This window comes from Giesbergeria giesbergeri (assembly GCF_054779375.1).
Genome location: NZ_BAAGYJ010000001.1, coordinates 368,390 through 390,821 on the forward strand (window position 1 = coordinate 368,390; position 22,432 = coordinate 390,821).

Below are 22,432 nucleotides of genomic sequence, written 5' to 3' on the forward strand. Positions count from 1 at the left end.
CTACGAAAAGCGTAGCTGCTTTTAAGCAGTCAGCAAGCGCCACGCCGCGATTTGATCAAAAATCACTGTTTAGCGACAACCGTCTGGGTAATGAGTTCAATGAACGCATCAACCGACATGACACCCAGGTCTTTATTGCCCCGAGCACGCACTGCGACTGTACCGGCTGCGCGTTCTTTGTCGCCTGCGACAAGAATGAACGGCAACTTCTGCATGGAATGCTCGCGTATTTTATACGTAATCTTTTCATTACGAAGATCCATCGCTACACGCAAGGGGTGTTGAGGCAATGCTTTTTGCAAGCGAGCGGCTACTTCACGGCAGTAATCTGCCTGATCATCGGTGATGTTGAGCACCGCCACCTGCACAGGGGCCAGCCAAGTAGGCAAGGCACCAGCGTGCTCCTCAATCAAAATGCCAATGAAACGCTCCAAGCTGCCCACAATGGCGCGGTGCAAAATCACAGGGCGCTTGCGCGTGCCGTCTTCGGCTACGTATTCTGCATCGAGGCGCTCGCTCAGGTTAAAGTCCACCTGAATCGTGCCGCATTGCCATTCGCGGCCAATCGCGTCTTTGAGCGTGTATTCGATCTTGGGGCCATAAAAGGCACCATCGCCTTCCGAAATCACAAACTCGCAACCCGAATGGCGCAGGCTGTCCATCAGCGCCTGTTCGGCCTTGTCCCACAGTTCATCAGAGCCAATGCGCGCTGCTGGACGGGTCGAGACTTTGTACAAGATGTTGGTAAAGCCAAAATCGGCATACACCTGCTTGAGCACCTTGGTAAAGGTGTCGCACTCGGGCAAAATTTGGTCTTCGGTGCAGAAGATGTGACCATCGTCTTGTGTAAAACCGCGCACACGCATAATGCCGTGCAAACCGCCCGAAGGCTCGTTGCGGTGGCACTGCCCAAACTCACCATAGCGCAGCGGCAAGTCGCGGTAGCTCTTGATGCCTTGCTTAAAAATCAGAATGTGGCCGGGGCAGTTCATCGGTTTGAGGGCGTAATCACGCTTTTCCGATTCCGTGACAAACATGTTGTCGCGGTACTTGTCCCAATGGCCGGTTTTTTCCCACAGCGTCTTTTCCAAGATTTGTGGGCCTTTCACTTCTTGGTAGCCATTTTGGCGATAGACGGTGCGCATGTACTGCTCCACCTCTTGCCACAGCGTCCAGCCCTTGGGGTGCCAAAACACCAAACCGGGGGCGTGCTCATCCATGTGGAACAAGTCCAGCTCGCGGCCCAATTTGCGGTGATCGCGTTTTTCAGCCTCTTCTAGGCGGGTCAGGTACTGTTGCAACTCGTCTTTGGTCGTCCAGGCTGTGCCATAGATACGTTGCAGCATCTCGTTGCGGTGGTCGCCGCGCCAGTAAGCGCCAGCCACCTTCATCAGCTTGAAATGCTTCAGTTTGCCAGTGCTCGGGACGTGCGGGCCACGGCACAGGTCTTCAAAATCGCCCTCGCGGTACAAGCTCACATCCTCATTGCTGGGGATGCTGGCAATCAGCTCGGCTTTGTAGTTTTCGCCCAAGCCCTTGAAATAAGCCACCGCTTCGTCGCGTGGCAACACGCGGCGCACCACCGGCTCATCCTTGTTGGCCAGCTCGCTCATCTTCTTTTCGATAGCGGCCAGATCTTCAGGAGTAAAGGGGCGCTTATACGAAAAATCGTAATAAAAGCCGTTTTCTACTACCGGGCCAATCGTGACTTGCGCTTCGGGGAACAACGCCTTGACCGCATAGGCCAACAAGTGAGCGGTGGAGTGGCGAATCACCTCCAGACCATCGGCATCTTTGGCCGTGACAATAGCCAAAGAACTGTCTTGGGTGATTTGGTAGCTGGTATCCACCACCTTGTCACCAATTTTGCCCGCCAGTGCCGCCTTGGCCAGACCAGTGCCAATCGATGCGGCGACTTCGGCCACCGTGACCGGGCCGGGAAATTGACGTTGCGAGCCGTCTGGGAGCGTGATGTTCAACATGGGGCAATGGAAAAATAAAAAACGCGGCTCTGGGGCCGCGCTGAAAACAAGAAAGAAAAATCGGTGCAGGCGCGAACTGCCGCCCCTCAACGGGCAGAAACCAACTCCTTGGTTGTCGTTCGCGGTGTCATAACCGAGGCATCTTTCTTGCACTGAAAAAGGAGAAATCGAAGCCTCGATTCTCCCATAAAACCCAACGGCCTTTATTTGGCCTTCGCGGGTAGCACCGCGTGCAAGGTGGCGGCCAAATCTTCAGCAGAAAACTTAGCCACATAACCATCGGCACCCACGCCGCGCACATGGTCTTCATTGGCCGATCCCGACAGCGAAGAATGAATCACTACCGGCAGCCCCTTAAAACGGGCATCGCCCTTGATATTGCGCGTCAGGGTAAAGCCGTCCATCTCGGGCATTTCCAGATCGGTCAGCACCAAGCAAACCTTGTCCATGATGGTTTTACCTTCAGCATGGGCCTGATCGGCCAGTGCCTGTAAACGCTCCCAAGCTTCCTTGCCCGTCTTGAGCATCTCGTAGGGTGCATGCAGATGCTGCAACTCCTGCTCAATCAAGGTACGCGCCACAAAAGAGTCATCGGCAGCCAAAATGATGGTGCCGTTTTTGATATTGAGTTGAGAACGTGGTTTTTGCGACTCTTGGGAGGCTTGCTCGTTGGGCGTGACCATTTGCAAAATGGCTTCCACATCCAGCACCTGGGCCAAGCGTGTGCCATCGGTATTGCCATCCAGCCGGGCAATGCTGGTCACCAATTTGCCCGCAGCGCCACTGCTCTCGGCAGACAGCACTTGGTTCCAGTCTAAGCGCACAATGTCTTCTACCGACTCCACAGCAAACGCTTGGGTGGTACGGGCAAACTCAGTCACCAACATGATGTTCAGCCCGGTAGCAGGTTTGCAGCCCACAATGGCAGGCAAATCCAACACCGGAATCACCTGGCCACGCAAGTTCACCACCCCAAGCGAGTGAGCCGTTCCCCCAGCAATGGGCGTAATGCTGGGCATGGCCACAATCTCGCGGATCTTGAACACATTGATGCCAAACAGCTCTGACTGACCCAAGGCGCTGTCAGTCCCCAGACGAAACAGCAGCAGCTCGAACTTGTTGGAGCTGGTGAGGTTAGTCCGCTCATCAATCTCGTGTTGTACAGATTTCATTCCATGTCCTTTACGCGGAGACTCGCGCGGGCAAATTCTAGGCTCTAGCGTGCGCTTGCACATGACTGGATGCAAGAAAAATCCACGCCATCCCTGCGCAACACCCACCCCCATATCCACATGCAAACAGGCAGCACCCACTGCGGAATGGCCTACCATTGCACCACCCCGCCCAAACAACGGAGCCCCTTTTCTCTACACCCTCCATAGTGTACGCAGCGCAAGTCACGCCATGCCATGCTTTCAGAATTGATACCACGCTCATTTCGTAGCCGGATGGCGGCGCTCTTTGGCTTATTGTCATTACTGGTAGGTCTGCCAACCTACCTCTATGTGAGCGAGGTGTACCGTGAGCAACTGTTGCATGATCGGCGTGAATACCTCAACGCCTTGGCCAATTCAGCCGCCACAGTCATTGCCGAAAACTTGGTCGAGCGCCGCCGCGAGATCGAGCTGCTGGCACAAACCACGCTCTACCGCCGCGCCCCACTCGACAGCCCCGAGTTTCGTCCCAGCTTGGAGCGCCTGAAAAAATCTTATCCGCATTATTCTTGGATTGGCCTGACCGATACCGATGGTCAGGTGCGGGCCGCCACCTCTGATCACCTGCTTGGCGCCAGCGTGGCACAGCGCCCGTGGTTTCAACAGGGCCGCCACGGGATTTTTACTGGGGATTTGCATGAAGCCCTGCTCTTAGCCAAATTGCTGCAAGAGCAAGCACAAGGGCAGCCGATTCGCTTTATTGATTTTGCAGCCCCCGTTTATGACGATGCAGGTGCGCTGCGTGGCGTACTGGCATCCCATGCCCATTGGCATTGGGCGGGTGATGTGCTGCAAGCGGTCAGGCCGCACAACGCCGAAGAACTGGCTTTGGACTTGTTCATTGTCAACCGCAACAACGAAGTCATCTATCCAGAAAATATCCCCGCACAACTCAAAGTGCCCACACCAGAGCAGTTGCGCCACACCCAGTCAGGCCACTTTCACAGCTGGGGGCAAGCACCAGACAACTGGTACCTCACAGCCAGCGCAGCCATCAAAAACCCCGTACCCTCTACACCCTTGGAGTGGCGCGTGGTGGCACGCCAACCAGAACAGACCGTGTTAACCGATGTGCGGGCTTTGCAGCAAGTCATTCTGTGGGCCACTGGGCTAGCCGGTATGGCATTTTTGTTGCTGGCATGGATAGGGGCCAACCACATGAGCCGCCCATTGGAGCACCTGACCCGCATTGCCCACCGCATTCAACACGGTGAAGAGAATGTATTGTTCGATGGCGATTTTGATGCCCTAGAGCTACAGCGCCTGTCTCATGCCTTGCAAGGCATGTATTCGACCCTGGCAGCGCAAAAAGACTCTCTGGCCCAAAGCAATCACCGTTTGGAAGCCAAAGTGGCCGAACGCACGGCCGAACTGCAACGGCTGAATGTGGAGCTAGACAAACAGGCCCGCACCGATACCCTGACCGGCCTGCCCAACCGCCGCCAAACCTACGAACGGCTAGAAGAAGAGTTTGTCCGCTTCCAGCGCGGCCACGAACCTTATAGCGTGTTGATGCTGGATATTGATTTTTTCAAAAAAATCAATGACAACTATGGTCATGCCACAGGCGACATCGTGTTGCAGCGGGTGGCCCAAGTTTTGCGCCAGTCGGTGCGGGATGTGGATTTGGTGGGGCGTGTAGGCGGAGAAGAATTCATGGCCCTCTTGCCCATGACCCGCTTACCCCAAGCCTTATTGGTGGCAGAAAAAATCCGCCAAACCGTAGCCAACACCCCCATCGAGCCGGTAGGGCAAATCACCATCAGCATGGGTGCGCAAGAGGTGGGCGTGGCCGATCAGAGCAAAGACAAGGCCGTAGAGTTGGCAGACGAATGGCTGTATCAAGCCAAAAAATCAGGACGCAACCGAGTGGCGTCTGAGCTGACCCCCGAGGCAACAACGGGGTGATACATGCACCAGCCCGAAGGGCTGGAAAGAAATGGTGCGGCTGGCGGGGATCGAACCCACGACCCTTGGCTTCGGAGGCCAATACTCTATCCACTGAGCTACAGCCGCTGGCACGGCACAAGGCCGACTCGCGCATTATCGCATGGCTGCGCCTGTCCTAGCGCAAGATATGGCCCCATTGGTGCTGGTTGTGCCAAGGCCGTGGGGATGCACCCATATAATCCGGGGTTATTTTTCAGTCCACCTACCCCCCGATCTTTGCGAGGACGTCATGCGCGCCAATCCCCACAAAAAACACCCCAACCGCTCCCGAGGGTCGCTGTCTTCCGTCATGCTGACGCTCGTGCTGCCGATTGCCGTGGTGGTCGGACTGGTCGCCACGGCCTATGTCAAGACCAATCCCACCGAACCCAAAGGCCGCCTAGACAACAGCGAGCAGGGCGTAGCCAGCCGCATCCAAAAAGTGGGCTCTGTGGCTATCCGTGAAGCAAACAAAGCACTGCGCAGCGGCGAAGATGTCTACAAAGCCCAATGCTCTGCCTGCCACGCTGCGGGCACTGTGGGCGCGCCCAAGTTTGCCGATGCCGGCGCTTGGGGGCCACGCATTGGCGCCGGATTTGATGCACTGCTGCAATCGGCCCTGAAGGGCAAGGGTGCGATGGGCGCCCAAGGCGGAGGCGAATTCAACGATATCGAAATTGGGCGCGCCGTGGCCTACATGGCCAACGCAGGTGGTGCCAAGTTTGCCATCCCTGGCCCTGCCGCTGGTGCCGAAGCCAGCAAGCCCTGAAGCTGCACACCCCACAGGCCGGCTCCATGCCGGCCTTTTTCATGGGCGCTTAACACCCGGTGGGGGCCGCCTTGCTGCGGAAACGAACCACAACCACGGTAGCGCCAGACTCCACAGAGGCCAAGGCCTGCACCATCAATGCCAACGCTCCCTGCTCACCAAACCCACCCGTACCCGCCCCAATGACCGGAAAAGCCACAGAGCGAAACTGCTGCTGGTTTACCAATGCCATGACCGAATGAACCGATTGCTGAATCGAATACTGGGACGAACGCCACCACATGCTGATGCCTGCCACATGGATGATGGCTTTGTACGGCAAACGGCCTGCCGAGGTTTGCACGGCCCCCCCCAGTGGAATAGCCCCCAGACGGCCCAACTCTCGAAAAGGCTGGTAGCCTGCACGGCGTTTGATAGCGCCCGATACGCCTTGGGGCACCAACAGCCACCAAGGAATGATGTTCCGGTTCCAGGCATTGACAATCACGTCTACATCCTGGTCTAAAAGATCGCCCTCTCGAATCTGCGGATGAACCACGGCACCTCCTCCTATGACGGAGCCTGGCCCCAGTCTTGGGGCGTGAACAGGCATTTGTTTCAACGATTTTCGTTTTCTCTCAGGTGATATTTCATGGCAGCTCTGAAACCCGATGCACCCAGACCCCAAGCCCTCACGGTACATGAAACCTCGCGCGTGCTGGAAGTGGCATTCTCCGATAGCGCGGTATTTCGCATCCCATTCGAGTTGATGCGCGTGGCATCCCCTTCTGCCGAGGTGCAAGGTCATGGCCCCGGACAAGAAACACTGCAAACGGGCAAACGGGATGTGACCCTCTTGGCACTCGATCCAGTAGGCCATTACGCGGTGCAACCTACTTTTTCTGATGGTCACAGCAGCGGCATTTTTACTTGGGAATACCTCTACCAATTGGGCCAGCAACAACAAGATATCTGGCAACAGTACCTGCAACGACTGGCGGCTGCCGGACTGGATCGGGACACACCCATGCCTGTTCGCGGCAGCCCCCGCGCAGAGGGCAGCGGCTGTGCCAGCCAGTAAAGTTTCCTCTTTCTCCAACACCCCGGCGCCATACCCGGAAACCTTGCAGGGTTGTCGCCACAGCAGATAGCATCAGCACCATGAGTACCACCCATTTCGGATTTCAGTCGGTTGACGAGCGCGAGAAGGCACAGCGTGTGCGCAGTGTGTTCGATTCGGTCGCGCCCAAATACGACCTGATGAACGACCTGATGTCGGCGGGCCTGCACCGCCTCTGGAAAGCCTATACCGTCATGGTGGCTAACCTGCGTGAAGGCAGTCAGGTGTTGGACATTGCCGGAGGCACTGGCGATTTGGCACTGGCCTTTGCCAAAAAGGTAGGTCAAAGCGGCCGTGTGGTGCACACCGACATCAACGAAGCCATGTTGCGCGTGGGCCGCAACCGTCTGCTGGACGAAGGTGTGGCCCTGCCCACACTGGTCTGCGATGCCGAGCAACTGCCCTTTCCCGACGAACACTTTGATGTGGTCAGTGTGGCCTTTGGCCTGCGCAACATGACGCACAAAGACGAGGCACTGGCCGAGATGTGCCGCGTGCTCAAACCCGGTGGCAAATTGTTGGTGCTGGAGTTTTCTAAGGTGGCCCAACCTCTGAGTAAAGCCTACGACTGGTATTCGTTCAATGTACTACCCAAACTGGGGCAGTTGATTGCGGGGGATGCCGACAGCTACCGCTATCTGGCCGAATCCATCCGTATGCACCCCGGCCAGCAAGAACTCAAAGCCATGATGCATGAGGCCGGCTTCGGCCATGTGGACTACCACAACCTCACCGGTGGGGTAGTGGCACTGCATGTTGGCATCAAGTGTTGAACCCAAGGAGAACATAGCAATGAAAAAACTCTGGCCCGCCCTGTTGCTGGCAATCATGGTAATCGTGGCCCACCCCGAGGCCGAGGCCAAGCGCCTGGGTGGTGGCAAATCGGTAGGGCAGCAGTCGAGCAATGTGACCCAACGCGAAGCCGCGCCCGGCGCCCCCACACAAAACTTCAACCAAGCCGCACCACGCCCAGCCAACGCCGCACCCGCCGCTGCGGCAGCAGCCCCCAAAAAACCTTGGGGTGCCATGTTGGGTGGCTTGGCCGCCGGGCTGGGGCTGGCTTGGCTGGCCCACTCGCTGGGCTTTGGCGAGGGACTGGCCCAGTTTTTACTCTTTGCCTTGGTGGGCATTGCTATCTTGGCCGTGGTCGCGATGGTGTTGCGTAAGCGCCAAACAGCCAACGGCACCAGTGCCTCACCGTTTGCTTTCCAAGGGGCCGGGGCTGGCTCACCTGCCAATGCCCCAGTGCTGCGCGACTACAGCCCGGACAAAGTAGGCAACGACGCCTCTGCCCGCCCTTGGGAGCGCAACAGCATGTCTTTCGAGAACAGCCGCTCTGGTGGCTCCATGATTGGCTCTGCACTGGCAGGATCACAAAACTGGGGCGTTCCTGATGGTTTTGATGCAGCAGGTTTTGTCGAAGCGGCCAAACGCAACTTCATTACCTTGCAAGCGGCCTGGGATCGCTCCGACGTGTCCACTCTGCGCTCTATGATGACCGACAGCATGTTGGCAGAAATTCGCAGCCAACTGGCCGAACGTGAATCGCACCGTGGCGAGCAACACCCCAACCAAACCGATGTGGTGATGCTCGAAGCCCAACTGTTGGGCATTGAGGATCTGGGCGATGCCTACATGGCCAGCGTTGAGTTCTCGGGCATGATCCGTGAAGAAGCCTCGGCCGGGCCCAACCCCTTCCGCGAAGTCTGGATCATGACCAAGCCCAAGACCGGTAGCAGCGGCTGGTTGGTTGCAGGCGTGCAAGCCCTGCAATAACAACACCCGCCCAACGCTGGGCGCGCTTCAGGAATAATCGGGGACTATGGCAACACAGTCCCCTTTTTCCATTCTTGGCAGCGTGTTCGAGCGCATTGCCCCTGGGCTTGTCCCTCCACCGTGGCTGGTACATGAGGTGCAGCACCGCGCCGTGCTGCTGCTCAACCATGTGCTGCAACAGGAACCTGCGGCCATGGAGCGCCTAGAGCGCCAGCATGGGCGTATTGTTCAAGTGCAATGGCGCCACTTTTTTATTGCCCTGCAAGTCACTCCGGCAGGTCTGTTTGACACTGCTGACGAAGCCGTCACCCCCGATTTGCGCCTCGAAGTGATGCAAGACTCTCCGCTAGGACTGGCCCAATTGGCCTTGCGTGGTGAGCGTCCTGCCGTGCGCATTGATGGCGATGTGCAATTTGCCGGTGACATCCAGTGGCTGTCGGACAACCTGCGCTGGGACATCGAAGAAGACCTGGCCCGCGTCATTGGTGATGTGCCTGCACGCACCCTGTCTGATGCCATGCGCTGGCTGACACAGGCGCTACGCCAATTTGTGGGCAGCCGCATGGCTGCAGCCCAAGGCATGGAATCCTCCGCCCATGCCCCTGGAGCGGCCCCAGTGTGGTCGGACGACCGCACCATCCCATGAACCGACTGCTTCGTGGTGCCACCATCGTCTGGGTGGCCTTGCGTTATGGCCTAGATGAGCTGGTGCTCAACAGCTTCCAACACCGTTGGCTGCATCTGCTGGCACGCATCATCTCCATCGGACGCGATCTGCGCGCACCGCGCGGTCAGCGCCTGCGCGAGGCGTTGGAGCGGCTAGGGCCGATCTTTGTGAAGTTTGGTCAAGTCCTCTCCACCCGACGCGACCTGCTGCCACCGGATATTGCCGATGAGCTGGCGCTGTTGCAAGACCGGGTGCCACCGTTCGACTCCAAAGTGGCAGTAGCCACCATTGAACGGGCCTTTGGCAAACCCGTGGGGCAGGTTTTTGTCTCGTTTGAGCAGGTGCCAGTGGCCAGTGCCTCCATTGCCCAAGTGCACTTTGCCACGCTGCGCGACCGACAAGGCCAACTGCATGAGGTGGCCGTCAAGGTGCTACGCCCCGGCATGTTGCCCGTGATCGACAAAGACCTGGGGCTGATGCGCATGATGGCGGGCTGGCTAGAGAGCCTGTCCAGCGATGGCAAGCGCCTCAAACCACGCGAAGTGGTGGCCGAGTTTGACAACTATCTGCACGACGAACTGGATTTGGTGCGCGAAGCCGCCAACGCCGCACAACTGCGGCGCAATATGGATGGCCTGGATTTGGTGCTCATCCCCGAGATTTACTGGGATTTTTGCCACCCCGAAGTCATGGTGATGGAGCGCATGCATGGCGTGCCCATTAGCCAAGTAGACAAACTGCGCGAGGCTGGGGTGGATATTCCCAAGCTGGCGCGCGATGGCGTGACCATTTTCTTTACCCAGGTGTTTCGCGATGGTTTTTTCCACGCCGACATGCACCCCGGCAATATCCAAGTCAGCTTGGCCCCCGAAACGCTGGGGCGCTACATCTCTTTAGACTTTGGCATTGTCGGCTCCCTCACCGAGATCGACAAAGAATACCTTGCGCAAAACTTCACGGCATTTTTCCGACGCGATTACAAGCGCGTGGCCGAGTTGCACATTGAGAGTGGCTGGGTGCCTCCAGAGACGCGTGTGAATGACCTAGAGGCGGCCATTCGCACGGTGTGCGAGCCTTATTTTGACCGCCCCCTGCGTGAGATATCCCTGGGCATGGTGTTGATGCGGCTGTTCCAGACCTCGCGGCGCTTCAATGTCGAAATCCAGCCACAACTGGTGCTGTTGCAAAAAACACTGCTCAACATCGAAGGCCTAGGCCGCCAGCTTGATCCCGACTTGGATTTGTGGAGCACTGCCAAGCCCTTTTTGGAAAAGTGGATGCTCGACCAGATGGGGCCACAACGCCTATGGCAAGAATTGCGCGCACAAGCGCCCCATTACGCCAAGCTGCTGCCTGCGCTGCCGCGCCTGTTGTACGAACAACTGCACCGTCGCTCTGGCACCTCGGCCCCCAGCGAACTACAAGAACTACTCCAAGAGCAACGCCGCACCAACCGATTGTTGCAGGCACTGCTCTATGGTGGCGGCGGTTTTGTGCTGGGCCTGTTGGTGATGCAACTGGTGGTGCGTGTGCAGCTGTTTTAACCCTCTTGCCCGGATAATGCGCGGCATTTTTCACCACTCGGGATGGCGGAGCTGCCCATGCTGATTACTTTTATCGTTCTGTATTTGCTGGCCTCCATTGCCGTGGGCCTGTTTGCCGCCACCAAGGTACACAACACGGCAGACTATGCCGTGGCGGGCCGCAGCCTGCCACTGGCGGTAGTCATTGCAACCACCTTTGCCACTTGGTTTGGCTCAGAGACGGTGCTGGGCGTGTCCGCCCGGTTTGTCGATCAGGGGCTGGGCGCAGTGGTCGAAGACCCGTTTGGTGCCTCCATGTGTTTGGTGTTGGTGGGGCTGTTTTTTGCCTACAAGCTGTACCAAAAGAATCTGATTCCCTTGGGTGACTACTACCGCCAACGGTATGGCCGTGCAGTTGAGGTGGTGTGTTCCGTCATCATCATCTTCAGCTATTTGGGCTGGGTGGGGGCACAGATTGCTGCACTGGGGCTGGTATTTAACCTGCTCACACAGGGCGCCATGTCGATCACTGTGGGGATGGTGGTAGGCACTTTGGTGGTGTTGGTGTACACCCTGTACGGTGGTATGTGGTCGGTAGCCCTGACCGATTTTGTGCAGATGATTGTCATTGCTATCGGATTGGTGGCCATTGCGTGGTTTGCCGCCGATTTGGCTGGAGGTGCCAACAAAGTAGTGGACTTTGCCGCGCGCGAGGGCAAGTTCCAGTTCTTTCCGCAAGACGGTGGCTTTAAGGAGTGGAGCTTTTTTATCGCTTCGGCCATCACCATGATGCTGGGGTCTATTCCACAGCAAGATGTGTTTCAACGCGTCATGTCGTCTGACAGTGCCCAAACGGCCCGCATTGGCCCCGTGATTGGCGGTGTGCTCTATTTGCTGTTTGCCTTTATTCCGATGTTTGTGGTCACGGCTGCCGTGCTGATCATGCCCGATACCGCACGCACCTTGTTGCAAGACGATCCGCAGAAGGTGTTGCCCACACTGGTGATGGAGCGCATGCCACTGGTCTTGCAAATTGCTTTTTTTGGTGCGCTGCTATCGGCCATCATGTCTACAGCCTCGGCCACGTTGTTGGCCCCATCGACCACCTTTGTGGAAAACATCCTGCGCAATTTGCGCCCTGACATGAGCGATGCGCTCACACTCAAGGCCATGCGGATATCGGTGCTGGTGTTTACTGGCTGTGTGCTCACCTATGCCATCACCATGCAAGGCACATCCATCTATGAGATGGTGTCAGGGGCCTACCAAGTGCCGTTGGTAGGGGCTTTTGTACCACTGGTATTTGGCCTTTACTGGCAACGCGCTACCACCCAAGGGGCGTTGCTGGCGGTGGTGTTGGGGTTGGGGGTCTGGTTGTTGTTTGTAGCCAGCCCCATGCTGTCGGAGGCGTTTCCACAGCAATTGGCAGGGGTGCTGGCCGCACTGGTCGGGATGCTGCTTGGCTCCTTGTTGCCACAGTTCATTCCCGACCATAAGGGCCATGTACCACACTATCAGGGCAGCCCTGCCACCTAAAGGGTGGCACGGTTAGCGCGCAGGCATAGCGCCGTCAAGAGGGCAGCCTATAATTGAAAGCTTTGCACTTTCAGTCCAGGCCCAAAATATGCCTATTTACGCCTACAAATGCGGCTCCTGTGGCCATGCCAAGGATGTGCTGCAAAAAATGTCCGATGCGCCCCTCACCCAGTGCCCCGCTTGTGGCGCTGAAGCCTTTACCAAACAGGTCACGGCTGCGGGCTTTCAGCTCAAGGGGTCTGGTTGGTATGTGACCGATTTCCGAGGCGGCAGTGGTGGCACCACTGCACCCGCCACATCGGATAAAACGGCCACCAGCAGCACGGATGTTGCAGCGTCCAACACCAGCCCCGAGGCGGCCAAGCCTGCCCCCGCAGCAGACAGCGCCACCAGCAGCACCAGCCCTACCCCCAAAGCCTGAGTTCACGCCCATGTCTGCCTTGCGCAAATGGCTGTTCACCGGCCTGTTGGTGATTGTTCCCGGAGCGATCACCCTGTCGGTGCTCAACTGGATTGTGGGTCTGCTCGATCAGACGCTGCTGATCCTGCCGCAGGCTTGGCACCCCGACCGGCTGTTGGGCTTTCACCTGCCCGGTTTTGGTGTGCTGCTCACGCTGTTGATTTTGCTCACCGTGGGTGCGTTTGCCAGCAACTTTGCTGGGCGCAAGTTGGTGCAGTGGGGCGACGCCGTAGTGCACCGCATTCCGGTGGTACGCTCCATTTACTCCAGTGTCAAACAGGTGTCTGACACCCTGTTTTCTGAGAGCGGCAATGCCTTTCGCACGGCGGTGCTGGTGCAATGGCCGCGCGAGGGTGTTTGGACGCTGGGCTTCATCACGGGGGCTCCCAGCGGTGAGGTAGCCACCTACCTGCGTGATGAGTTTGTTAGCGTGTATGTGCCTACCACGCCCAACCCCACGGGCGGCTATTTCGTGATGGTGCGCAAGAGCGAATGCGTCGAGCTGGAAATGAGCGTCGATGCCGCGCTGCGCTACATCGTCTCTATGGGGGTGGTAACCCCCGTCGATCCCTTGGCGGTGGCTGCTGCCCAGCTCCCCCCTAACCCTTAACGCGCCTGCAACGGCGCCGGAAGTTTTGTCATGGCCATGCGCTCCCACTATTGCGGTCTTGTGACCGAAGCCCTGTTGGGCCAAACCGTTACTTTGTCGGGCTGGGTTAACCGCCGCCGCGACCACGGTGGTGTGATTTTTATCGACCTGCGCGACCGCGAAGGCTATGTGCAGGTGGTGTGCGACCCCGACCGCCCTGAGATGTTCCAAACCGCCGAGAGCATTCGCAACGAGTTTTGCGTGCAAATCAAAGGTTTGGTGCGCGCTCGCCCTGAAGGCACCACCAACGACAACCTGAAAAGCGGCAAAATCGAGGTGCTGTGCCACGAGTTGAACGTGCTCAACCCGTCTGTCACGCCTCCGTTCCAGATTGACGAAGACAATCTGTCGGAAACCACCCGCCTGACACACCGCGTGCTGGACTTGCGCCGCCCCTATATGCAGCGCAACATGATGCTGCGCTACAAAACCGCCATCCAAGTGCGCAACTTCTTGGACAAAGAAGGCTTTATCGACATCGAGACCCCAATGCTGGGCAAGAGCACGCCCGAAGGTGCGCGCGACTACTTGGTGCCCAGCCGGGTGCATGACGGCCAGTTTTTTGCCCTGCCCCAATCGCCCCAGCTCTACAAGCAGATGCTGATGGTGGCGGGCTACGACCGTTATTACCAAATTACCAAGTGCTTCCGCGACGAAGACCTGCGTGCCGACCGCCAACCCGAGTTCACACAGATCGACTGCGAGACTTCGTTTTTGGACGAAGAAGAAATCCGCGCCCTGTTCCAGCGCATGATTACCGAAGTATTCAAGCAGCAGTTGAATGTCGATTTGGGCGAGTTCCCTATCATGAGCTATCAAGAAGCGGCCCACCGCTTTGGCTCGGACAAGCCCGACCTGCGCGTCAAGCTCGAATTTACCGAGCTGACCGAAGTCATGAAGGATGTGGACTTCAAGGTGTTCTCTACCCCCGCCACCACCAAGGGTGGCCGTGTGGTGGCTCTGCGCGTGCCCGGTGGCGCCCAAATCTCGCGCGGCGAAATTGACCAATACACTGAATTCGTCAAAATTTACGGTGCCAAGGGCTTGGCTTGGATCAAGGTCAATGAAGTGGCCAAGGGCCGCGAGGGTCTGCAATCGCCCATCGTCAAGAACCTGCACGATGCCGCTTTGGCTGAAATCCTCAAGCGCACCGGCGCACAAGATGGCGATTTGCTGTTCTTTGGTGCCGACAAAGAAAAAGTGGTCAACGACTCCATCGGCGCACTGCGCCTGAAGGTGGGCCACAGCGAATTTGGCAAGAAAAACGGCCTGTTTGAAGACCGCTGGGCTCCGCTGTGGGTGGTGGACTTCCCGATGTTTGAGCACGACGAGGAAGAAAACCGCTGGACAGCCGTACACCACCCCTTCACCAGCCCCAAAGACGGCCACGAAGACCTGATGGACACCGACCCCGGTGCTTGTTTGGCTAAAGCCTACGACATGGTGCTCAATGGTTGGGAGTTGGGCGGTGGCTCGGTGCGTATCCACCGTGCTGATGTGCAAAGCAAGGTGTTTGCGGCCCTCAATATCAGCCCCGAAGACGCCCGCGCCAAGTTTGGCTACCTGCTCGATGCATTGCAATACGGTGCGCCCCCACATGGCGGCTTGGCCTTCGGTTTGGATCGTCTGATCACCTTGATGACCGGCGCAGAATCCATCCGCGATGTGATTGCCTTCCCCAAGACCCAGCGCGCCCAAGACTTGCTGACCCAAGCACCCAGCCCGGTGGACGAGAAACAACTGCGCGAGCTGCACATCCGTTTGCGCAACCCCGATGCGGTGAAGGCGGGCTAAACCCCGTAGTGCGGGCCTGTGTGCAGGCCGGCAGAATGACAGGGCGCCTTTGGCGCCCTTTTTTCATGCTCAGGAGCGATGTACGTGACCAAGCCACTCTCTAAATCCCACGCATTGGCCAGCAAGGTCATGTATGCGGCCATGAGCATCTTGCGCGACGGTGGCAAAACGATGAAGGCGGCAGATATCTTTGATGCGATTGCCGCCCATGTTCCGCTGGACAAATGGGCCTTGGAGGAGATTGAAAGCAATGGGTTGCCCCGTTGGAGGATGTATGTGCAGTTTTTTTCGGTGGATGCGGTGAAATCCGGTTATCTGCTCAAATCCAAGGGGGTCTGGACTTTGACGCTCTTGGGAGAGCAAGCCCTGACGCTGGGCGCAGAGGGGTTTTTCTTCAAAGCCCGTGATGGCTACCGCGCTTGGAAAAAAGAACAGATCAACACCTCGGCATCTTCTGGCAAAGAAAAATCGGATGACACCCACGCGATTCAAGAGCCCCCCGAGGAACAGTTTGAGCGGCTGCGCAAAGCGGTGAACTCCACTTTGGCCGCAGAAATTCTGGAACGTATCAAAATCAACTCTTGGAAGTTTTTTGAACGGCTGGTTGTAGAGTTGTTACTGGCTATGGGCTATGGCGGCACAGGAGGGCAAGGGCTGGCGTTGCAACAGGGCAGTGATGGGGGGGTGGATGGCTTTATCAACCAAGACAAACTGGGGCTAGACATCATTTACCTACAGGCTAAACGCTGGACGCATCAGACCGTGGGGCGGCCCGACATCCAGCAGTTTGTGGGTGCCTTGGCAGGCCGTCAGGCCAATCGTGGGGTGTTCATCACCACCTCACGGTTCAGTCAGGAGGCGCGGGAATACGTCAAATCGTTGCATGTGCGGGTGATCTTGATGGATGGGGAGCGTCTGGCACAGTTGATGATTGAACATGGCGTTGGCGTTTCCACCTGGAAATCCTACGAATTGAAACGCATTGACTCCGATTTCTTCAGTGAGGAATAAAACCATGCACAAGATGATGCGGGGCACGGTGGTGCTGCTGTGGGCTTGTATAGGATTGGGTGGCTGCGGTGAGAAGAAAACAGAATTAGGCCAAGGCGGATCGGTGGTCACTGGGTCGGCTGGCCCGCAGGGTGCCCAAGGCGCAGCCCGCGAATTGCTGCGCTGCGATGCACCCGTAGCTACCGTGGCACTGGCCGAGAATGCGCATGGCTATGTGATGGGTTCGAGTGGTCATCTTCCGGCCTCGCCGGTGCCGCTGGTGAAATTGCTGGCGCAGCAAAGCGGCTGTTTTAGGGTGGTAGACCGGGGCGCTGGGCTGCGGGCCACCGTGCAAGAGCAAGAGCTCAAAGAGGCTGGCGTGCTGCGCAAAGAGGGCTCTACGGTGGCTAAGGGGCGTGGTTATGAGGCGCAATACACTCTGACACCGAGTCTGACCTTTAGTGAGCAAGATGCGGGGCGGGGGCTGGTAGGCATTTTGGCCTTGATTCCGGTGCTGCGCGAGATGGCCGGGTTGCTAGGGCTGGCTGAGCAGGTCAAATTCAAAGAGGCTCAGACCGCGCTGCTGCTATCAGACAACGAAACCACCGAGCAAGTAGCGGCTGCAACTGGTGCTGCACGGGCCACCGACTTGGGGGTGGGTGGGCTGATACTGGGCCAGTTGGGTGGCGGTGCAGGGATGGGCTGGAGCAATACCAACGAGGGCAAGGTGATTGCCGCCGCTTTTCTGGATGCACACAACCATTTGGTGGTGCAGGTGCGGGCCTTGCAGGCCAAAACATTGCCACCCGCTGTGCCCACACGTACGGATGCCGTGCGCACACCCGGTTAACCGCTGGTTTTGGCGTCTATGGGAGAACCCGCTATGCACAGCTTTACCACAGCCTTGGGCCAACGGGCCAGCAACACGCTGCGCATCGCTACCTACAACATCCACAAAGGCGTACAAGGTCTGGGCCCCACACGGCGTCTAGAAATCCACAATCTGGGCGAGGCGGTGGCCCAACTGGATGCCGACATCATTTGCCTGCAAGAGGTGCGTAAGTTGCACCGGCGCGAGGCGCAGTTTTTTGCGCACTGGCCCGCTCTGCCACAGGCGGATTTTTTGGCTCCAGAGGGCTATGCAGCGGTGTACCGCACCAATGCCGTCACCCGCCACGGCGAGCATGGCAATGCTTTGCTCACCCGCTGGCCGGTGCTGGGGCACCAACACGAAGATATTTCAGACCACCGTTTTGAGCAGCGCGGGCTGCTGCATGTGGAATTGGAAATACAGGGTGCTGCTGTGCATGTGATTGTGGTGCATTTGGGGCTGATTCCGGGCAGCCGGATACGACAGATACACCGACTGCATGCGTTTATGGAGCGCGAGGTGCCCGGAGGTAGCCCGCTGGTAGTGGCCGGAGACTTTAACGACTGGGGCCAGCAGATCAAGCGGATGCTGGCAGGCCAAGGTTTGCACGAATACGAAGAGGCTGTACCCCACCGGGCTTTTACCTATCCTGCCCGCTTGCCAATAGTGCAGTTAGACCATGTTTATGTGCGCGGCTTGCAGCCTCTGGGCTTGCAAGTGCCACGCGGACGTGCCTGGTGGCGCATGTCCGACCATTTGCCACTGGTGGCCGAGTTCAAGATTTGAGAGCAGATGCAGGTGAGTGAGGTGGATTGGGACCATGACCCACAGATCGTGCTGCTACAGGGAGCTGGAGAGTTTTTTCCAGCACTGATTGCTGCCTTGGATGCTGCCCATACCGATGTGCAGTTTGAGACCTATTTGTTTGACTTCACGGGCACCGGAGCCACCGTTGCCGAGGCGCTGGTGCGCGCGGCACAGCGCGGGGTGCATGTGCGGGTGGTCGTGGATGGCGTGGGCACGGGGCGGCTGCCCACGCCGTGGCGATTGCGCTTTCGGGCCGCTGGCGTGCGCTGTCTGGTGTATGCACCACTGGGTCTGTGGGGCTGGTTGCTGCCGAGCCGCTGGCGCAGACTGCACCGCAAACTGTGTGTGGTGGATGGGCGAACGCTGTTTTGCGGTGGCATCAATGTGCTGGATGATTTTCATGACCCCAATCACGGGGCGCTAAAGGCACCTCGGTTTGATTTTGCTGTGCAGATCACGGGCCATCTGGTAGTGCAGGCCAGCGACACCATGGAGCGGCTGTGGCAACGCATGGTGGCCGTGCGCAACATACGCCATTACCAGTTGCCTGCGGCGGTGCGTGCCCTGCGTGCCGCCCAAGCGGCACGGCACCGCGCCACCACCAGCAGCGGCCAGCGTCCGCGGGCCAGCCTGCTGCTGCGCGACAACGTGCGCCACCGTGCTCGCATCGAAAAAGCGTACCTGCGGGCGATTGGCGCTGCACGGGAAGAGATCATCATTGCCAATGCCTACTTTCTGCCAGGGCGCAAACTGCGCCGGGCGCTGGTGCTGGCGGCACGGCGCGGTGTGCGAGTGCAACTGCTGTTGCAAGGCCGGTATGAATACTTTTTGCAATACCACGCCGCCCGGCCTGTGTATGGCACCCTGCTGGCAGCCGGTGTAGAAATCCACGAATATGAGCCCAGCTTTCTGCACGCCAAAGTGGCGGTGATTGATGCAGCCAGTGCCCATCCGTGGGCTACCGTGGGCTCTTCCAATCTAGACCCCCTGAGCCTGCTGCTGGCCCGCGAGGCCAATGTAGTGCTGGAAGATAGTGACTTTGCGCTGGCTCTGCGCCAACGACTGGTCGATGCCATGCAGCACGCTGGGCAGCTCTTGCACCCTGAAACCTATGCCCAACGCCCCTGGCGCGTGCGATGGCTCGATCGCATTGCCTTTGCCCTGGTGCGGGTAGCACTCTGGCTTAACGGGAAAAATTACTGAGCTGCAATGCAAACAAATCATATATGCTATCTTTACAATAGCTAATACCATTGATTGCATAAGGCAGAGAACACAAAGTCCCCTGCATTTTGCGGTTGTCGCTTCACTGGTACGATGGCAGCATTTACAGACCATTGGCCGCCGACATGACACCAGAAACCTCCGACGAAGGCTTGCCAGTCTCCGTCAAGATCCGCGAGCGCATCGCGTCTGCGCGCAAGCGTTTCCATGCCAACGACAATATTGCCGAGTTCCTGCAACCTGGCGAACTGGAACTGTTGCTCGATGAAGTCGAGGCCAAGATGCAAGGCGTGCTCGACAGCCTGGTCATCGACACCCACAACGACCACAACACCCACAACACGGCCCGGCGGGTGGCCAAGATGTACCTGCTCGAAGTGTTCAAGGGCCGCTACGTCACACAGCCCACCATCACCGAGTTTCCCAACGCCGAACACCTCAATGAACTGATGATTGTGGGCCCGCTGACGGTGCGCAGCGCATGCAGTCACCACTTTTGCCCAGTGATAGGCAAAATCTGGATCGGCATCATGCCCAATGAGCAAACCAACGTGATTGGCCTGTCCAAGTATGCCCGTCTGGTGGACTGGATCATGAACCGCCCACAGATTCAGGAAGAAGCCATCATCCAACTGGCAGACCTCATCATGGAAAAGACGCAGCCCGATGGCCTGGCCGTGGTCATGGAGGCCAGCCACTTTTGCATGTCTTGGCGCGGTGTGCGCGAAATGGACAGCAAAATGATCAACTCCGTCATGCGTGGTGTGTTTCTTAAAGACTCGGCTCTGCGGCGCGAATTCCTGTCTCTGCTACCCCGAAAGAACTGATCCATGCTGGTGCGCTTGCTCTATGTCAGCCGCGTGGCCGACACCTCCCCCAAAGCGATTGAAACCATCTTGGCGCAATCGCGGGAACACAATCCTGGCAACGGCATCACCGGGGTGTTGTGCTATGGCGATGGCATTTTTCTGCAAGCCATTGAAGGCGGGCGCTCCGCCGTCAATGCCCTCTATGGTCAAATCCTGCGCGATCCCCGCCACCGCCAAGTAGAACTGCTGCACTACGAAGAAATTGCCGAACGTCGCTTCGGGTGCTGGAGGATGGGGCAGGTCAATCTCTCCAAAATCAACCACTCTACGCTGCTCAAATACTCCGAACGCGCCGAGCTTGACCCTTACGCCGTCTCCGGCAGGGTCTCGCTGGCTCTGCTCGAAGAGCTGATGGCTACGGCCTCCATCATAGGTCGCACCTGATCGGCCATGCCACCACTATGGCAACCCGTGTCACCGCCCCCGCCACAGCACAGGGGTCGCAACGCATAGCGCCATCTGCCCCTCACTTGCTGGGCTGTGACTTCTCCAGCAGCCCTAGCCAACGCAAACCCATTGTTGTGGCCCAAGGCCAAGCCATAGCAGGCCAGGTGCAACTGACGGGCCTACAATACTTTCACAGCTTAGATGCCTGGGGCCAGTGGCTGGCACAACCCCTGCCCCCTGACCAGCACTGGATTGGTGCCTTTGACCTGCCTTTTGGCTTGCCACGCGAGCTGGTACAGACGCTGGGTTGGCCATTGCAATGGCACGATTGCATTGCCCATTACCAATCCCTCACGCGGGCACACATCCGAGACACCTTTGCTGCCTTTTGTGCCGCGCGCCCGGCAGGCAGCAAACTGGCCCACCGTGCCACCGATGGCCCGGCAGGCTCCAGCCCCAGCATGAAATGGGTCAATCCCCCTGTGGCCTATATGCTGCACGCTGGGCTGCCATACCTACTGGCAGCCCGCTGGCATCTCCCCGGTCTGCACACCGGCCACCCGCAACGGGTGGCACTAGAGGGCTACCCCGGCCTACTGGCCCGCGAGGTACTGGGCAGGCGCAGTTACAAAAGCGACAACCCCATCCAACAAACTCCCGCGCGCCAACAAGCCAGAGCTGAACTCCTCACGGCATTGGAGCAAGGCCACACCCGGCTCGGCCTGTGCCTACAACTGACACCCGAACAGCGTGCCACCCTGTTGGCAGACGGCAGTGGCGACCGCCTTGACGCCGTACTCTGCTTATTGCAAGCTGCTTGGGCCAGTACCCGCCATGCCGCGGGCGATGCCCTCTATGGCCTACCTGCCACCCTCGACCCACTGGAAGGCTGGATCATCACCGCCCCACCACCACCATGCCCCGTCTGACCAGCCCACCCATGCTACTGGGCGCTCTGTTGCTGGCCTGCTCCTCCCTCAGGGCAGCCCCAGCCCCGTGGTACTACTGGAGCCACGCCACATCCCCCCAAAAGGTCTGTGCACAAACCGCCCCCGGCCCCGGCTGGGTGCAAGACAGCCCCCCTTTTGCAGGCCCAGGCTGTCAACGCCCACTGCGCCCACCGCTACCATAGCGCCCCCTGCTTCACGCCTCCTAGCGCACTTGCCATGCCTACATTACAAACCTTGGTCAGTTTCTTTGGTGTCTCTCTGTTGCTGGCCCTCACACCGGGGCCAGACAACCTGTTTGTGCTGGTGCAGTCCATCCAGCGTGGTGCCTATGCAGGGATGGCCGTAGTAGTAGGCTTGTGTTTGGGGCTGATAGTGCATACAAGCGCCGTTGCGCTTGGGTTGGCCGCTATGCTGAGCACCATGCCACTGGCCTTTACGCTGTTGCAATGGTGTGGTGCCGCCTACCTTTGCTGGCTGGCATGGCAAGCACTCAGACCACGCCCTTCCAATGCCCCTGCGGGAGCCAGCGTCCACCACAACACGGCCACGCCCGACCACGCGGCCTTGGCCCGTATGGTCGGGCGCGGGCTGGTCATGAACTTGAGCAACCCCAAAGTATTGGTATTTTTTCTGGCCTTTTTGCCCCAATTTGCCAATCCGGCCCAAGGCCACATTGCCCCCCAGATTTTGCTGCTAGGACTGGTATTCATGCTGGCAACCTTGTTGGTATTTGGTGCCATTGCCTGCTTTTCAGGCCGCTTTGGCGCCCTGCTGCAACGCCATGCACGCGCCCACCTCTGGCTGGATAGGCTGGCCGGGCTGGTTTTTCTGGGGCTGGCGCTGCGCCTCTTGGGCAGTGACCTTGGAGCAGCCCACCCCAGCCGCTGAGCCTCACCACAAAGCGACAAACATGGCCCCGAATCAGACCACCACACC

General features: G+C 58.3%; 22 protein-coding genes and 1 tRNA gene. 19 read left to right on the forward strand and 4 right to left on the reverse strand.

The window, feature by feature from the left end:
- Window positions 1–62 precede the first annotated feature (62 nt).
- The gene (gene thrS / locus ACYVB2_RS01665; RefSeq protein WP_382429667.1) at window positions 63–1,982 is read right to left on the reverse strand and encodes a threonine--tRNA ligase; all 1,920 of its coding nucleotides are present in this window, start codon (window positions 1,980–1,982) and stop codon (window positions 63–65) included.
- 203 nt (window positions 1,983–2,185) lie between these two features.
- Window positions 2,186–3,154 carry a chemotaxis protein gene (locus ACYVB2_RS01670; protein WP_382429665.1) on the reverse strand — a complete coding sequence of 323 codons (969 nt, stop codon included), beginning with the start codon at window positions 3,152–3,154 and terminating at the stop codon, window positions 2,186–2,188.
- A gap of 237 nt (window positions 3,155–3,391) precedes the next feature.
- Between ACYVB2_RS01670 and ACYVB2_RS01675 the strand changes: the two genes are divergently transcribed.
- Window positions 3,392–5,104 carry a sensor domain-containing diguanylate cyclase gene (locus tag ACYVB2_RS01675; RefSeq protein ID WP_382429663.1) on the forward strand — a complete coding sequence of 571 codons (1,713 nt, stop codon included), beginning with the start codon at window positions 3,392–3,394 and terminating at the stop codon, window positions 5,102–5,104.
- Between the two features lie 32 nt (window positions 5,105–5,136).
- Here ACYVB2_RS01675 and ACYVB2_RS01680 read toward each other — a convergent pair.
- Window positions 5,137–5,212 (reverse strand) — tRNA-Arg (locus ACYVB2_RS01680).
- 163 nt (window positions 5,213–5,375) lie between these two features.
- Between ACYVB2_RS01680 and ACYVB2_RS01685 the strand changes: the two genes are divergently transcribed.
- Window positions 5,376–5,894, forward strand: a complete 519-nt coding sequence (locus tag ACYVB2_RS01685) for a c-type cytochrome (RefSeq protein WP_382429661.1) — start codon at window positions 5,376–5,378, stop codon at window positions 5,892–5,894.
- A 49-nt stretch (window positions 5,895–5,943) separates the two neighbouring features.
- On the opposite strand, the gene ACYVB2_RS01690 is transcribed toward ACYVB2_RS01685, so the two are convergent.
- Window positions 5,944–6,432: a macro domain-containing protein gene (locus ACYVB2_RS01690; protein ID WP_382429659.1), complete on the reverse strand. Its 489-nt coding sequence runs from the start codon at window positions 6,430–6,432 to the stop codon at window positions 5,944–5,946.
- Window positions 6,433–6,525: 93 nt separating this feature from the next.
- On the opposite strand from ACYVB2_RS01690, the gene ACYVB2_RS01695 reads away from it, so the two are divergent.
- The 17 genes from ACYVB2_RS01695 to ACYVB2_RS01775 all read left to right on the forward strand — a co-directional run bounded on the left by ACYVB2_RS01695 (window position 6,526) and on the right by ACYVB2_RS01775 (window position 22,384).
- The gene (locus ACYVB2_RS01695; protein WP_382429657.1) at window positions 6,526–6,954 is read left to right on the forward strand and encodes a gamma-butyrobetaine hydroxylase family protein; all 429 of its coding nucleotides are present in this window, start codon (window positions 6,526–6,528) and stop codon (window positions 6,952–6,954) included.
- Window positions 6,955–7,034: 80 nt separating this feature from the next.
- Window positions 7,035–7,766 carry a bifunctional demethylmenaquinone methyltransferase/2-methoxy-6-polyprenyl-1,4-benzoquinol methylase UbiE gene (gene ubiE / locus ACYVB2_RS01700; RefSeq protein WP_382429655.1) on the forward strand — a complete coding sequence of 244 codons (732 nt, stop codon included), beginning with the start codon at window positions 7,035–7,037 and terminating at the stop codon, window positions 7,764–7,766.
- Between the two features lie 19 nt (window positions 7,767–7,785).
- The gene (locus ACYVB2_RS01705; protein ID WP_460535001.1) at window positions 7,786–8,769 is read left to right on the forward strand and encodes a Tim44 domain-containing protein; all 984 of its coding nucleotides are present in this window, start codon (window positions 7,786–7,788) and stop codon (window positions 8,767–8,769) included.
- A 46-nt stretch (window positions 8,770–8,815) separates the two neighbouring features.
- Window positions 8,816–9,415, forward strand: coding sequence for a ubiquinone biosynthesis accessory factor UbiJ (locus ACYVB2_RS01710; RefSeq protein WP_382429651.1), 600 nt, complete (start codon window positions 8,816–8,818; stop codon window positions 9,413–9,415).
- The gene (ubiB, locus tag ACYVB2_RS01715) at window positions 9,412–10,980 is read left to right on the forward strand and encodes a ubiquinone biosynthesis regulatory protein kinase UbiB (protein WP_382429649.1); all 1,569 of its coding nucleotides are present in this window, start codon (window positions 9,412–9,414) and stop codon (window positions 10,978–10,980) included. The genes ACYVB2_RS01710 and ubiB overlap by 4 nt, the downstream gene beginning before the upstream one ends.
- A 57-nt stretch (window positions 10,981–11,037) precedes the next feature.
- Window positions 11,038–12,495, forward strand: coding sequence for a high affinity choline transporter 1 (locus ACYVB2_RS01720; protein WP_460535005.1), 1,458 nt, complete (start codon window positions 11,038–11,040; stop codon window positions 12,493–12,495).
- 88 nt (window positions 12,496–12,583) lie between these two features.
- Window positions 12,584–12,916: an FmdB family zinc ribbon protein gene (locus ACYVB2_RS01725; RefSeq protein WP_382429645.1), complete on the forward strand. Its 333-nt coding sequence runs from the start codon at window positions 12,584–12,586 to the stop codon at window positions 12,914–12,916.
- Window positions 12,917–12,926: 10 nt separating this feature from the next.
- Complete coding sequence (locus ACYVB2_RS01730; RefSeq protein WP_382429643.1) at window positions 12,927–13,565, forward strand: DUF502 domain-containing protein; 639 nt, start codon at window positions 12,927–12,929, stop codon at window positions 13,563–13,565.
- Window positions 13,566–13,595: 30 nt separating this feature from the next.
- A complete protein-coding gene (gene aspS / locus ACYVB2_RS01735) occupies window positions 13,596–15,398 on the forward strand; it encodes an aspartate--tRNA ligase (protein WP_382429641.1) in 1,803 nt (600 codons plus the stop codon).
- Window positions 15,399–15,476: 78 nt separating this feature from the next.
- The gene (locus tag ACYVB2_RS01740; RefSeq protein WP_460535010.1) at window positions 15,477–16,409 is read left to right on the forward strand and encodes a restriction endonuclease; all 933 of its coding nucleotides are present in this window, start codon (window positions 15,477–15,479) and stop codon (window positions 16,407–16,409) included.
- Window positions 16,410–16,413: 4 nt separating this feature from the next.
- Window positions 16,414–17,238, forward strand: a complete 825-nt coding sequence (locus tag ACYVB2_RS01745; protein WP_382429637.1) for a CsgG/HfaB family protein — start codon at window positions 16,414–16,416, stop codon at window positions 17,236–17,238.
- Window positions 17,239–17,271: 33 nt separating this feature from the next.
- Window positions 17,272–18,045, forward strand: coding sequence for an endonuclease/exonuclease/phosphatase family protein (locus ACYVB2_RS01750; RefSeq protein ID WP_382429635.1), 774 nt, complete (start codon window positions 17,272–17,274; stop codon window positions 18,043–18,045).
- A gap of 21 nt (window positions 18,046–18,066) precedes the next feature.
- The gene (gene clsB, locus ACYVB2_RS01755) at window positions 18,067–19,269 is read left to right on the forward strand and encodes a cardiolipin synthase ClsB (protein WP_460535014.1); all 1,203 of its coding nucleotides are present in this window, start codon (window positions 18,067–18,069) and stop codon (window positions 19,267–19,269) included.
- A gap of 146 nt (window positions 19,270–19,415) precedes the next feature.
- Window positions 19,416–20,117 carry a GTP cyclohydrolase I gene (gene folE / locus ACYVB2_RS01760; RefSeq protein ID WP_382429791.1) on the forward strand — a complete coding sequence of 234 codons (702 nt, stop codon included), beginning with the start codon at window positions 19,416–19,418 and terminating at the stop codon, window positions 20,115–20,117.
- Window positions 20,118–20,120: 3 nt separating this feature from the next.
- Window positions 20,121–20,543 (forward strand): BLUF domain-containing protein, encoded by a 423-nt coding sequence (locus ACYVB2_RS01765; RefSeq protein ID WP_382429632.1) that lies wholly within the window; start codon window positions 20,121–20,123, stop codon window positions 20,541–20,543.
- A gap of 17 nt (window positions 20,544–20,560) precedes the next feature.
- The gene (locus ACYVB2_RS01770; RefSeq protein ID WP_382429630.1) at window positions 20,561–21,475 is read left to right on the forward strand and encodes a DUF429 domain-containing protein; all 915 of its coding nucleotides are present in this window, start codon (window positions 20,561–20,563) and stop codon (window positions 21,473–21,475) included.
- Window positions 21,476–21,712: 237 nt separating this feature from the next.
- Window positions 21,713–22,384 (forward strand): LysE family translocator, encoded by a 672-nt coding sequence (locus tag ACYVB2_RS01775; protein WP_382429626.1) that lies wholly within the window; start codon window positions 21,713–21,715, stop codon window positions 22,382–22,384.
- Window positions 22,385–22,432 lie beyond the last annotated feature (48 nt).

Excerpts from the sequence above, each read along its gene's own strand:
- thrS (WP_382429667.1), bottom strand. The coding sequence starts at position 1,982 with ATGTTGAACATCACGCTCCCAGACGGCTCGCAACGTCAATTTCCCGGC.
- ACYVB2_RS01670 (WP_382429665.1), bottom strand. The coding sequence starts at position 3,154 with ATGAAATCTGTACAACACGAGATTGATGAGCGGACTAACCTCACCAGC.
- ACYVB2_RS01675 (WP_382429663.1), top strand. The coding sequence starts at position 3,392 with ATGCTTTCAGAATTGATACCACGCTCATTTCGTAGCCGGATGGCGGCG.
- ACYVB2_RS01685 (WP_382429661.1), top strand. The coding sequence starts at position 5,376 with ATGCGCGCCAATCCCCACAAAAAACACCCCAACCGCTCCCGAGGGTCG.
- ACYVB2_RS01695 (WP_382429657.1), top strand. The coding sequence starts at position 6,526 with ATGGCAGCTCTGAAACCCGATGCACCCAGACCCCAAGCCCTCACGGTA.
- ubiE (WP_382429655.1), top strand. The coding sequence starts at position 7,035 with ATGAGTACCACCCATTTCGGATTTCAGTCGGTTGACGAGCGCGAGAAG.
- ACYVB2_RS01705 (WP_460535001.1), top strand. The coding sequence starts at position 7,786 with ATGAAAAAACTCTGGCCCGCCCTGTTGCTGGCAATCATGGTAATCGTG.
- ACYVB2_RS01710 (WP_382429651.1), top strand. The coding sequence starts at position 8,816 with ATGGCAACACAGTCCCCTTTTTCCATTCTTGGCAGCGTGTTCGAGCGC.
- ubiB (WP_382429649.1), top strand. The coding sequence starts at position 9,412 with ATGAACCGACTGCTTCGTGGTGCCACCATCGTCTGGGTGGCCTTGCGT.
- ACYVB2_RS01720 (WP_460535005.1), top strand. The coding sequence starts at position 11,038 with ATGCTGATTACTTTTATCGTTCTGTATTTGCTGGCCTCCATTGCCGTG.
- ACYVB2_RS01725 (WP_382429645.1), top strand. The coding sequence starts at position 12,584 with ATGCCTATTTACGCCTACAAATGCGGCTCCTGTGGCCATGCCAAGGAT.
- ACYVB2_RS01730 (WP_382429643.1), top strand. The coding sequence starts at position 12,927 with ATGTCTGCCTTGCGCAAATGGCTGTTCACCGGCCTGTTGGTGATTGTT.
- aspS (WP_382429641.1), top strand. The coding sequence starts at position 13,596 with ATGGCCATGCGCTCCCACTATTGCGGTCTTGTGACCGAAGCCCTGTTG.
- ACYVB2_RS01740 (WP_460535010.1), top strand. The coding sequence starts at position 15,477 with ATGTACGTGACCAAGCCACTCTCTAAATCCCACGCATTGGCCAGCAAG.
- ACYVB2_RS01745 (WP_382429637.1), top strand. The coding sequence starts at position 16,414 with ATGCACAAGATGATGCGGGGCACGGTGGTGCTGCTGTGGGCTTGTATA.
- ACYVB2_RS01750 (WP_382429635.1), top strand. The coding sequence starts at position 17,272 with ATGCACAGCTTTACCACAGCCTTGGGCCAACGGGCCAGCAACACGCTG.
- folE (WP_382429791.1), top strand. The coding sequence starts at position 19,416 with ATGACACCAGAAACCTCCGACGAAGGCTTGCCAGTCTCCGTCAAGATC.
- ACYVB2_RS01765 (WP_382429632.1), top strand. The coding sequence starts at position 20,121 with ATGCTGGTGCGCTTGCTCTATGTCAGCCGCGTGGCCGACACCTCCCCC.
- ACYVB2_RS01770 (WP_382429630.1), top strand. The coding sequence starts at position 20,561 with ATGGCAACCCGTGTCACCGCCCCCGCCACAGCACAGGGGTCGCAACGC.
- ACYVB2_RS01775 (WP_382429626.1), top strand. The coding sequence starts at position 21,713 with ATGCCTACATTACAAACCTTGGTCAGTTTCTTTGGTGTCTCTCTGTTG.